This window comes from Bacillus sp. ISO11 (assembly GCF_003458115.1).
GTDB classification, from domain to species: domain Bacteria; phylum Bacillota; class Bacilli; order Bacillales; family Bacillaceae_G; genus Bacillus_A; species Bacillus_A cereus.
Genome location: NZ_QXCO01000034.1, coordinates 1 through 13,280 on the forward strand (window position 1 = coordinate 1; position 13,280 = coordinate 13,280).

Here is a 13,280-nt window from a genome sequence, read left to right on the forward strand (position 1 = left end):
CATTCTCTTAAGAATTGTGGCATAACTCAAAGTATGTCTCGCAAAGGAAACTGTTATGACAATGCCGTTATTGAAAATTTCTTCGGTATCATGAAATCGGAATTTCTGTATCGAAAAGAATTTGAAAGTATAACACATTTCAAACAAGAATTAGCAAAGTATATAGAATACTATAATCATAAAAGAATTAAGGCAAAATTAAAGGGTATGAGCCCAGTACAATACCGGGCTCATACCCTAGAGGCTGCCTAATGAAACGACCTGTCTAACTTTCGGGGGTCACTTCAATTTAGGGGGCTTTTTTATTGTTATCAATAAAATTGAGAGGCCGTAGTTGGTTCAATGGAATACGGATTACCTTATAAATAGTCTGACTATTTTTTATAAAAAAACTATTTATTTACATTTTTTTGTTTCGTGTTATATTTTTAATGTTAACATAGTTGTATTGAAAATTCTGATTTTAAAATTAGGAAAACTTTAGAAAATGAAATACTCTTACTTGAATTGAAAATCATATAAACATAGTTTGAAAGTAAAGTATGAAAATGAATCAGATTTTCAAATTAAATTTGCCAAATCAATGGAGGTTCGTGGGGGAAATGTAACTAAGAAGAAATCTCTTATACTCCATGTTTTTTATTTGTAAATCGGTAATTCTAATAGCTCTGACGAAAAGTAAAGGAGTAAAAAAGAAGTGGATAGTTTGTTTAATAGAAGATAGGGTGTAAAAAATAAAACAACGGAGGTTTTATAATGAATAAAGGAATACTGCAGATTACAGAAATTGAAGAAATTACTATTCCGAATCTATTGAAGGATAAAATGAAGAATCTGATAGAAAATGAATTAAAAACTCATAATCCTTATACTTGTGATCAAGAAATAGCAGCATATTTTTCAAAAGAGTGGCTTAATTGTTTGATTGACTATTCAAAGAAAACTCCGAATTCAGACATGAAAAATCTACTACATATGATAAAAATAGCGAATTGTGGTGGGAGCGTACCGCCTATCCTTATTAAAAATACTCCATGTGATCCTATAGAAACACTATTACCTGGGGAAAATCGCAGAGGTTTTAATTATGGTGAAGACGAACACGATAGAATGAAAAAATATTTTTATGCAGAATGGGGCACCTGGCTTTTTGCCACACTTTTTAATTATGATGCTTTAATTCACCCATCCGAACATGCAGGGAAAAATAGATTTCATCTCATTTCACCTTTAAACAACGATGAAGTTTTGCGAAATGTCGGTGCAAGCACCGGTGGCGGGAACTTTTATCAACATAACGATGCCACAGTGTATACAGATATGAAAGACCAATCAGATATTGAAGCAAGATTGAAAACATTCAATACGAATTTAGAAATTGTATCAAATAGACTTAATAAATCCGTGGAACGAATAGTGTCTGAAATTACTTGTGGAAAATTTACTAGAGTTGATGCTCTTTTATTAAAAGGAGTGTTAAATTTAAAAACTCAAACTCATATTGGAACGCCAAAATTACTTCAAAAGCATCTTGAAGAAAATTTCTTCAGTAAAGATGACATATTGGCGATAAGTAAAATGCCTATTGCTCATATCGCAGGAATGGCTGATGGTGAAATATCGGGATTTGTAGGGGAAATAAACCAAATTATATTTTTAGATGATAATGGTGATATTATTGCAACTTGTTTAAATGGAGCAGAGAATAGATTGATTTATGTAGGAGAAAGTGAAGAAGAAAAATTGAAATTTGACATGTTTTTAGAACTCTTACGAACAACGCCTACTTATAAGGTTCCACTTACATCTGAAGATTTATTAATTATCCCAAATTCATACTATGGTAAACAAACAAATGTAACTCATGGTAGAGAAAGGTTATCTGAGGAAGAATATAAAATCCCGATTGGAAATAATAAATACGGAAGAAGAATTGTTTGCAGGCAATACGTTTCCAGCCGATTACGTGATCAGAAAGAAAGTTACTTTAAAGATTTAATTAACTAGTTTAAAGAGAGGAGGGAAGATGGGGAGGTTTGGGGTATAATAGCTCAAGCCTTCCCATATTCTTTGTATGGATTTTACTATTGAATTACTCATACTACTATTTTTAGTAGCTGTATTAGCAGGATGGATAGATACGATTGCTGGAGGCGGTGGTATGATAACTATCCCGATAATGTTATTAGTAGGTATGTCTCCTTCTGTAGCGATAGCAACTAATAAACTGCAAGGGAGTAGCGGAACTCTCATGGCAACAGTGTTTTTTATTAAGAAGAAAGAAATTAATCTTAAAGAAATGCGTTTGTCCATCTTAATGACCTTTTTTGGATCAGTTTTCGGTGGATGGCTTGTTTTACAGATACGAGCAGAATATCTAATTATGATATTACCTTTTTTACTTGTTTTTATTGGCATTTATTTTCTATTATCTCCAAATATAGCAAACGAAGATCGACCGAGAAAAATAAGTATGTTGTTGTTTGCGTTAACAGTGGCTCCGTTACTGGGATTTTATGATGGTTTCTTCGGCCCAGGAACAGGTAGTTTAATTGCTTTAGCGTTCATTCTTTTATGTGGATATAGTGCTACACGGGCGACTGCAAATGCTAAGATTTTGAACTTTACAAGTAATTTCGCTGCTTTGTTGTATTTTATTATTTTTGGCCAAATCGATTGGACAATTGGATTGATTATGATGCTTGGTCAAATAATAGGATCATATATTGGGGCAAAGATGGTGCTTACAAAAGGGACGGCATTAATACGACCAATAGTGGTTATTGTTTGCTTTGTTATGGCAATTAAGATTTTTTTACAAAATATGAACTAAATGTAATCAATATATTATTTGTATCAAAGTTAGAGTGTTTTCATGTTCCTATTGCAGTATTACGCTGTTTAAGATGTGTTCAAAATTACACAATTTGACTAGTGTAATGTATTGCGTTATGCTTTTTTATAGTATAAAAGAAAGGCTTGAAGATAATGATTCGTCGTTTGAGAAAGCTAAAAAATGTAGCAGTCGTAGTAAGCTTCTAAGTAAATAGCAATATATATAATACTTAGAAGCGAGGAATAAAGTTATGAAGCATCCATTATTTAATCATTGGTCAGAAACAAAGTATATAAAAGATATAGTAACAAATCCACTCATTGAAGTAGGAGAGTACTCCTATTATTCAGGCTATTATAGTCATCAAAATTTTGAAGATGGCTGTGTAAGGTATTTGTGGGGAGATGCTAAGTCCCAAGCACTGTTCAATCCAATTGAACAGATGGGATGGCACCTTGACAAACTCATTATTGGGAATTATGTTTGCATAGCAAGCGGGGTAGTCATTTTAATGGGTGGTAATCATAATCATCACTCAGAATGGATTACAGTATATCCATTCGCTGAGCAAATTAAACAATCATATGAACCTAAGGGAGATACAGTCATTAAAAGTGATGCTTGGATTGGAATGAATGCTATAATAATGACTGGCGTTACTATTGGTGAAGGTGCAATTGTTGCTGCAGGATCAGTCGTAAGTAAAGATGTTCCGCCGTATACAAGAAATCCTGCTAAGGAAATAAAGAAACGATTCACTGATACAGAAATAAACATGTTAATGGAAATGCGTTGGTTTGATTGGGATAGGAAATTGATTGAGAAGGCAATTCCGCTGTTATCTAGTCCATCCATCGAACCATTATTTGCTTTTTATAAAAATGAAGTGAAAAATAAATAAATCAGTTAGAAAAACTACATCCAGTATAGGGTGTAGTTTTTATTTTTTGTAAATGTGGAACAAATGTATTATTTAGATTGTCTATTAACTGTAATCCTAAAAAAATATGAAAGTGTGAATCATTTTGAAAAATATAAGGGGATTAAAAATAAGGATATGTGTGGGAATACAAAGTATTAGCGCACCTAAAAATGTCGGATGAGATGGTCTATATGAAAGCGATTCTAACGTTTTATATGTATATACAATTTGAGAACACTTTCTATTTTTTTGCGGGATTATGTTAGAATAACGCTTTTTTTAAGTACAAAGAAATTGGAGGTAACAGAAGTGAAAGGTATGTTTTGCAATAGAGTTATTGCAATAGTAACAGTGCTTACAATATTTTGTAGCATGGTCGTTACAATTGGAAAAGCAGCAGCGGAAACAGATCCTGCTATAGACGTTGAAGCAGGGTCAGCAATTTTAATAGAAGCAAATTCTGGAAAAATTTTATATGAAAAAAATGCAGATGAATCATTGGCAATTGCTAGTATGACAAAAATGATGAGCGAATACTTAGTTCATGAAGCGGTGGATAAAGGAAAACTTAAATGGGATCAAAAAGTTAAAATCTCTGAATATGCACATAAGATTTCGCAAGATCGTTCACTATCAAATGTTCCATTAGAAAATGGTGGCTCTTATACGGTAAAAGAGTTATATGAGGCAATGGCAATTTACTCTGCAAATGGTGCAACAATTGCTTTAGTTGAACAGATTGCTGGTAAAGAGGTCAATTTTGTAAAAATGATGAACGATAAGTCAAAAGAGTTTGGTATGAAAGATTATAAGTTTGTAAACTCTACTGGCTTAACAAATCAAGATTTAAAAGGATATCATCTAGAAGGGACAACTCTAGAAGAGAAAAATAAAATGTCTGCAAGGGATTGTGCAATTTTAGCACAACGTCTTATTCAAGATTTCCCCCAAATATTAAATACAGCAAAAATTCCTAAAAAAACATTCCAAGAGGGTGGTAAATATCCAATTGATATGGCGAACTTTAACTGGATGTTAAAAGGCTTAATTAAGCAATATGAAGGTGTAGATGGTTTGAAAACAGGAACGACTCCAGAAGCGGGAGATTGTTTCACTGGTACAGTAGAAAGAAATGGTATGCGACTAATTTCTGTAGTGATAAAAGCAAAATCTCATACGGCACGTTTTGATGAAACAAAGAAATTATACGATTATGGATTTGCGAATTTTGAAGTGAAGAATGTCTACGGAAAAGATTCAGTAATAAAAGGACATGAAACAGTTCGAGTGGCAAATGCAAAAGACAAAGATGTAGTAGTTCAAACGAAGCAAGCTGTTTCACTTCCAATGCCGAAGGGCAATAAAGACATTTATAAAAAAGAATTTAAAGTATCGAATAGGGAACAAGAAGCGCCTATTAAAAAAGGTGTAACAATTAGTAAAATGATTATCTCGTCTAAAGATAATACAGATCCTGGGTTCTTATCAGGTAATTCATTACAAATAGACCTTGTAACAAAATCTGATGTGGAACAAGCAAATTGGCTTACACGTTTTATACGTAAAACAGGATCTTTTTTTAGTGGTATGTGGGATCGTACGATTGATATAGTAAAAAGCTAATTTTATAGGATACAACTAAATATTAGTTTGAAACAAAAGGTTTCAAAGCACTATAGATTCTTATGTGGATAGCTTGGAATGTCAGGGTGTAATTTTTTCTTCTTACTTTGTGCATTGCAATGACACTACTTTTTTCTATAGTTTCGTATCATTTAATCGAAAAGAAATGTATCAACTGGGCAAAACAAATAACAACAATTTTTTTGAAAAAAAGTATAATTCCTAGGGAGATTTTATTTCTTTAGTAAATATACGAATATGACCGATTCCTTAGTATACTTGGGAATCGGTCAATTTTGGATTCTAAATGTAAATATAGTAAAGTGGAATATAATTGAAATCGAAAACCACTTAGAAATAACAATTACGGTGTGAGCTATTGTATAGTATAGATATGTTTAAAAATAAAGGGGGAATACATATGTGGAAGCGATTTGTAGCAATTGGTGATAGTTTTACAGAGGGGATAGGGGATGAAGTTGAGGGAATTGCATTAAAAAGCTGGGTAGATCATTTTGTTCAACTGTGTGAAAACGATATAGAATATGCCAATTTTGCAAAGCGTGGGTTAGTAACTGAAGAAATTCGCTTGCAGCAATTGGAAAAGGCGTTAACTTTTAATCCAGATTTGGTTAGTCTCATTGCAGGGGCAAACGATGTTTTAAAAGGACGTTGGAATCATGATGCATATAAGAACGATATGGAATTTATGATAGATACATTAAGTAAAGCAGGGGCTGATATTATTATAGCAAACCTTCCAGATTTTACAGTTAGGCTCCCTTTTGCTTCTGAAAAAAAACAAGTAATAAAAGAACAATTATTAGAGGCAAATGAAGTTATACATTCACTGAGCAGAGAGTATAAGCTTCATCATGTTGATTTTTGGAATCATCATTTAGTTAACGACAATACGCTTTGGTCTAAGGATTTAATTCATCCAAACTCAAAAGGATATGTACAAGTTGCTGAATTAATTTTTAGTAGTTTGCCTGTACAGAAGACAAAATAATAGTTTGCAATGTAACGAATATGATATTAAGTGTATGAAGCTATGTTTTTTAGTAAATGGAAAGAACTAAACATTTAGCAAACAAAGCGTTTCTACGATATATTTCTACAGTAGTGCACAAATACAGAATCACAAAGAAAGATCACTTATGGAAATAGGTGGTCTTTAAATGTTTTTATAACTAAATTAGTATATACTGTATTACTAACAGTTTCGTACTACAAAAAAATTAAGTTCTCTTATAGAAAAACTGATATTATCTTAAAATATAATAACATGTTCAAATCATATTTTAGGTATGTATCCTAATTGTGAATGATGTGTAATTTTTTTGAAGTATAAATATCCAATAAATAAAATAGGTAGTAGGTGCAGAAGTATTAATACTATATTATTTAATTCTTGTTATGAGTACATTAGTGATTAGTAATATTATATTTTTATTATCAACTTTAGTTATTGGAATTAATTTGAATAGAAAATATGTAGGATAGGGAAAGGTACATATACTTTAATGTATATGTACCTTTTTATTTAGTAGGATTTATAGTCTCTATAAACTATTATATTAATAAAATTAAAAAACTTTATTCTTAATATTCCTATGGTTAAAGCTATCTATAAAATGAAAATATAACCAAATAATAGTTTTGTTATGATTTGTGGATTTGGTTTTTTTATCCGAATTTTCTGATTCAAATATTTCAACTTTATGAATATAGTAGGTGAAATATTTGTGTGATAGTATTTGAGATAGAAAAAAGCCAACTTTAAAAAGGATGTGAATTGAATGTGCAAACGACTGTAAAGGGTTATATTAAGGCAACGTTTAGCTGTTATTAGTGTAAGGTAAAGATATATTTTGTAACAGTTGATATAAAAATGAAGAAATAGGTACGCTTTCTCTTGTCTGACTATTTTAAATATATGAAAAATAAGAGCGGTTTGAGTTTTGACGAAGTTAAATTCTAGGTGAGATGTCAATAATGATTAATTAAGTTTAATAAAGAGGTACCTTATACGCAAAAGCGTTTATATTAGTAACCTAAGGAGCTTGCTTTTATGAAAACTACTGATTCAAAAGGCCTATTAGGAAATAGGGTTTATTTACAAGTTTTCTCTGCCTATTCATTGCTTATGCTTGGTGTTTTTATTGATATGTTAGCGATTATGACTATAGTTGGGTTTGAATGGGAAGTAGATCCTACTATGATTGGATTGATTCCTGTTGCATATGCACTTCCTGGAATTATTTTTGGCTCATGGGCAGGTGTTATTGCAGATCGTTTTAGAAAAATTCCAATTATGATGTTCTGTAATCTAATGGTTGGTCTAATAACAATTGCTCTTTTATTTGTACAAGATATCCACTGGCTCTTAGTGGCATTAATGATTCGTTCCATTTTTATTGTTTTCTATTATCCTGCACAGCAAACACTAACAAGACAGATTGTATCCCCGGACTTGCTTACTAAAGCAGTAAGTATCAACGGAATAGTAGAGCAGGGTACAAAGATAGTAGGCCCACTTATAGGGGGCATGTTGTTGAGCTGGTTTCAACCAGAGTTCTGCCTCATTATAAGAGCTATAAGTTGTTTATTAGCTACTTTAGTTTTGATACCCACAATAAAATTTAAAGAAACTATATCGAAAGAATTTGTTGAAAAGCAAAAACAAAGTACTTGGACCGCTTGGGTACAAGGGTGGGGTTATGTGTTATCTAATCGGATAATATTATCAACCATGATTTTCGTTACAATAGCCATGGCGGTATTACAATTAGTAGACTCACAATTCCCAACTTTATTTAAGAGCTTATTCCCACATGATAAAAGTAAAATGGGATATATCATTTCTATTATTGGTCTTGGCGGAATACTTGGTGCATTACTAACTCAGAAATTAAAACAATTTCAATATGGCTGGGTAGTATGTGGAGGTATGGTTTTAATGGGAATTGGTTTTGGGGGGATTGGTTTGATAACGCCCGGTACGGTCTTCGTTTTAGCCTATTTAATTAGTTTTATCGCTGGTATCGGAAGTGGGCTGATGCTTGTATCTAATCAAGTCATTTTACAAATAGAATCGGATCAAGATCAAGTAGGAAGAGTATTTGGTATACAAAGCAGTTTAACAAACGCAGTTCTAATTATTTCTCCTGCTATGAGTGGTCCATTAGTGCATTTGTTTGGAGTAACTCAACTCTATGTTTATGGAGGGATTGGGCTTGTTATTATTGGAGTAATTGGAGTTTCACTGCAGAAATATTTATGGGCTAAACATAAACACGAACCTATAAGAGCAAATAATTTTTGAAGGGAAGATTTTTTATGACCAATGAGGAATGTTATCCATTAAGCCATCCGCAGCGAAGAATATGGTATACAGAAGTTATTCATTCTGATAAAGGAATATGTAATTTAAGATTTTTATTTAAACTTCATCGAAAAATGAACTATTCAAAATTAAACCAAGTTGTGAATCGCGTTATCAGTGAAAATGACGGTCTGTGCATTAGGTTAAAAGAAAATGGGCATCAAGAACCTAAACAATATTTTATTAAACATGAAGAACAAGAATTTGAGTTTTTTGATTTCAGTAATGTGGAGAATACAAATTTGCTTGAGGAATGGATTGAGCAGAAAACAAAAGAAACGTTTACATTATTTAATTCGAATTTATACTATTTCGCTTTAATAAAATTAAACGATAATGAATGTGCGGTCTTTGGAAATGTTCATCATATTATTATGGATGGTTTATCAATTCAAATATTTACTGAGCAGATTGCAAAATATTATTATGACATGCATAACGAGAATGAGGAAGGCGAAATTAAAAATTCATATGTTCAATTTCTGACTAATGAACAAACATACTTGAATAGTAGTCGTTTTCAAAAAGATCAAAAATTCTGGTTAGAGGAATTTAAAACACTGCCATCTGTGACCGGGTTGAAGCCTTATAATACGTACCAAGTTAGTACCAAAGCATCACGTGAGACGTTTATATTAACGGAGCATTTGAAGAGAAAGATAGAAAAATTTTCTGAAGATTACAAATTTAGTTTATACACCCTTTTTGTTGCTGCTTTCTCGTTGTCCATGTATCGGTGGACCTCATCGCTTGATATTGGTTTAGGAATGGCTTACGGCAACCGTATGACTAAAATGGAACGAAAATTGATTGGAATGATGGTGAGTACAGTTCCTTTAAGAATGGATATTGATCCAGAAGAAGAAGTACTTTCATTTATTAGTAGGGTGTCCAGAAAACAAAGTAAATCATTAAGACACCAGAAATATCCATTTGATTTGTTATTAAAGCAGATTAATAAAGAGAATAACAGTAATGTGAGACTTTTCGGAACTACGATTGATTATAGGGATCGTGATGAAAGTGGTGACTCACTATGGATTCCAAACCGTGAAGAAGTACAAGATTTTGCAGTGCATATTGAAAATCTAATTGATATAGACTCTTTACATGTACATATTGATTATCGTGAGGAGCTATTTTCTAAGGAAGAGATAGAACGATTCTTTAACGTTATGCTAGTGATACTGGAAAATATTTTTGAAAACCCAAAGCAGAAGGTGGCTGAAATAGAAATCATTTCTGAGGAGGATAAAAGAAAAAGTTTAGTTGAGTTCAACAATCCTAAACTGGATGTCCCGCCTCAAGTAACTATTCATGAAATGTTCGAACGGCAAGCGATGATTTATCCAAATGCTATTGCAGTTACGTATGAAAAAGAAAAAATTACTTATAAGGAGCTTAATGAACGTGCAAACCAGTTAGCTCATTATCTGCAGAAAAAAGGAGTAGGACCTGATACTTTAGTTGGACTGTGCGTTGAACGTTCCCACGAGATTATTGTAGGTATTTTAGGGATTTTGAAGGCTGGTGGGGCTTATGTCCCACTTGATCCAACATATCCAGAGCAACGACTTCAATATATTTTAGAAGATGCTAGCATTCAGTTATTCGTAACGCAAGAAAGTTTAAAAGAATTGAACTGGTTACCAGAAAATGTTGAGTCGATTTGCCTGGATCGTGATCAAGATGAGATTGGGAAAGAAAGTAAGACTTTGCCGGTTTCTGGTGTCGGTCCCCAAAATCTGGCATATGTAATCTATACTTCGGGATCAACGGGAAATCCAAAGGGCGTTATGATAGAGCATCACAATGTCATTCGGTTATTTAAATCGACGGATTGTTGGTATCAGTTTAATGAAAAAGATACTTGGACGCTTTTTCATTCGTATGCATTTGATTTCTCAGTATGGGAAATTTGGGGAGCATTATTATATGGTGGAAAATTAGTTGTTGTTCCGTACTGGATTAGTCGATCACCTAAGGATTTTTATCAATTATTGGTGGAGGAAGAAGTCACAGTTCTAAATCAGACACCTTCCGCATTTCGACAATTAATACAAGTGTGTGAACAAGAAGATGAGAATAAAAATTTGCAGCTGCGTTATGTCATATTTGGCGGAGAAGCGTTAGAACCTACTAGCTTGTTACCGTGGTTTCAAAGGTATGGGGAGAAAAACCCACAGTTAATTAATATGTATGGAATTACAGAAACTACAGTTCATGTTACATATTATCCAATTACTTTAGATGATGTGCAGCAGGCTTCAAGAAGTAATATTGGAAAGCGGATTCCCGATTTAGAAGTGTATATACTAGACGCTTATCAACAACCTGTTCCTATAGGTGTTGATGGTGAACTTTATATTGGCGGAGCAGGGCTTGCACGTGGGTATTTAAATAGACCTGAATTAACAGCAGAGCGTTTTATATCTCATCCATTTAGTAGTGATCTGAAAGCAAGATTATACCGGACAGGAGACTTAGCGAGGTATTTGCCAGATGGGAATCTAGATTATCGTGGAAGAATTGATCATCAGGTTAAAATACGTGGTTTCCGAATTGAGATTGGGGAAATTGAGTCTACTTTACATACATATGCATATGTAAAAGAGGTAGTTGTAATTGTAAGAGAAGATCAGCCAGGCGATAAACGATTAGTAGCATATGTTGTAGGAGATGGAAATGTAGATGCGTGGAGAGAGTATCTTAAAGCGAAACTACCAAGTTATATGGTTCCTTCGGGATTTGTGGCGATGGAAGCTATTCCACTTACAGCTAACGGTAAAGTTGATCGTGAGGCCTTACCTATGCCGGAGGAAACGCAGATTAATAGTGAATGTGTTGGCCCTCGGAATAGTAACGAACAGATACTAACTACCATTTGGAAGAGAGTATTAGGTGTTAAAAAGGTGGGAATCTATGATAATTTCTTTGAAATTGGTGGCGACTCGATTCTCAGTATTCAAATCATATCTCAAGCAAGTCAAGTGGGGTTAAAACTTACTCCAAAGCAAATGTTTGAATGCCCAACTATCGCTGAGCTGGCACAAGTGGCTATAGAAACGCAGGGAGTACAAGCGGAGCAGGGAATTGTGATAGGTGATGTGCCTCTTACTCCAATTCAGTGCTGGTTCTTCGAGCAAGAACATCCACATACAGAGCATTGGAATCAATCAATGCTTTTAAGAGTAAAAGAAAGATTGGATGTGAAATTACTAGAGGGAGCGATATTAAATTTACTGAAACATCATGATGCTTTACGTTTCCGGTACGAACAGTTACCAAACGGAACGTGGAGGCAGAGAAATGAAGGGACTGATGAGCTGTCAGTACTCCATGTTGTAAAACGGAATCAAGTTAATGAAAAAGAGTGGAATAAAATAATACAAGAAGAGATGAATATTCATCAAGCTAGTTTCAATTTAATTACTGGTCCGTTAATGAAAGTAGTGTACTTTGAAGATAACTTGATTGAAAATGATCGAATATTCTGGGTGATACATCATTTAGTAGTAGATGGAGTGTCATGGAGGATTCTATTGGAAGATTTACAGGTGGTATATAACCAGATGAAACAAGGTCAAGAAATTCGCTTACCTGCGAAAAGTACATCTTTTAAAGAATGGTCTGAACGACTTCAGACATACAGTGATTCGGGTATTTCAAAAGAAGTAAAGGATTATTGGAATGAACAAGTAGAAAAAGAAACGATGAAAATTCCAATGGACTATCCAATACAAGAAACGACAGAAGAATCGATTGATCAAGTGACGAGGACTTTAGGAATAGAAGAAACACAAGCATTGTTTCACGAAGTTCTAGTCACTCATAAGACAAGGATTGATGAGGTACTATTAACGGCATTAGGACAAGCTATCGTCGATTGTACAAATCAGCAAACCGTTTCTATTCATCTAGAAGGACACGGGAGAGAAGAGATGATTGAAGGTATTGATTTATCAAGGACAGTGGGCTGGTTCACGAGTATTTATCCCGTTCATCTCAATTTTCAAGGAACTCAGACACCTATTGAAGGGTTAAAGGCAGTCAAAGAGCAATTGCGTCGAATCCCAAATCGCGGAGTTGACTATGGTATTTTACGTTACTTGAATAAAGGATTACTTCCGTTTTATCAGCAAAAGCCTTCAATAAGCTTTAACTATTTGGGCCAATTTGATCAGGTGTTTTCAAGGGACTCTTTGTTTATGCAAGAGACAGGATTTACATTTTTAGATCATGCTCCAGATTCCAAACCATCTCATCTAATTGATGTTATCGGAATGGTGAAAGATGAAAAGTTACATTTTATTTGGATGTATAGTAGGGAACAGTTTTCTAAATTAAAAATTCAAGTGATAGCAGATGGTATGTTGAGGCATCTTCGTCAACTTATAAATAAACCAACAACAGAGTCTGCTTTTACGGTATCAGATTTTGCTGATGCAGAGGATCTTACGGAAGAAAGCTTGAGCAAAGTATTACTTAAATTAACAAAGAAGAGGGTGTAA

At 33.5% G+C, this 13,280-nt stretch carries 8 protein-coding genes and 1 pseudogene; all 9 read left to right on the forward strand.

Annotated elements, in window-relative coordinates; translation table 11 throughout:
* Positions 1–252: IS3 family transposase (locus tag D1166_RS25670; RefSeq protein ID WP_141530432.1), on the forward strand; the 252-nt coding region annotated here is incomplete at its 5' end.
* Between the two features lie 504 nt (positions 253–756).
* A complete protein-coding gene (locus tag D1166_RS25675) occupies positions 757–2,007 on the forward strand; it encodes a hypothetical protein (RefSeq protein WP_098318683.1) in 1,251 nt (416 codons plus the stop codon).
* A 67-nt stretch (positions 2,008–2,074) separates the two neighbouring features.
* Positions 2,075–2,833: a TSUP family transporter gene (locus D1166_RS25680; RefSeq protein ID WP_000347986.1), complete on the forward strand. Its 759-nt coding sequence runs from the start codon at positions 2,075–2,077 to the stop codon at positions 2,831–2,833.
* A 253-nt stretch (positions 2,834–3,086) separates the two neighbouring features.
* Positions 3,087–3,737, forward strand: coding sequence for a CatB-related O-acetyltransferase (locus tag D1166_RS25685; protein ID WP_098318684.1), 651 nt, complete (start codon positions 3,087–3,089; stop codon positions 3,735–3,737).
* Positions 3,738–4,067: 330 nt separating this feature from the next.
* A complete protein-coding gene (locus D1166_RS25690; protein WP_000677706.1) occupies positions 4,068–5,381 on the forward strand; it encodes a D-alanyl-D-alanine carboxypeptidase family protein in 1,314 nt (437 codons plus the stop codon).
* 92 nt (positions 5,382–5,473) lie between these two features.
* Positions 5,474–5,626, forward strand: a pseudogene (locus D1166_RS25695) (acyltransferase family protein); the annotation flags it as partial.
* A 176-nt stretch (positions 5,627–5,802) separates the two neighbouring features.
* Positions 5,803–6,393: an SGNH/GDSL hydrolase family protein gene (locus D1166_RS25700; RefSeq protein WP_118043480.1), complete on the forward strand. Its 591-nt coding sequence runs from the start codon at positions 5,803–5,805 to the stop codon at positions 6,391–6,393.
* Between the two features lie 1,062 nt (positions 6,394–7,455).
* Entirely contained in the window at positions 7,456–8,709 is a 1,254-nt protein-coding gene (locus D1166_RS25705) for an MFS transporter (RefSeq protein WP_000858613.1), read from the forward strand.
* Positions 8,710–8,723: 14 nt separating this feature from the next.
* Positions 8,724–13,280, forward strand: a complete 4,557-nt coding sequence (locus tag D1166_RS25710) for a non-ribosomal peptide synthetase (RefSeq protein WP_118043481.1) — start codon at positions 8,724–8,726, stop codon at positions 13,278–13,280.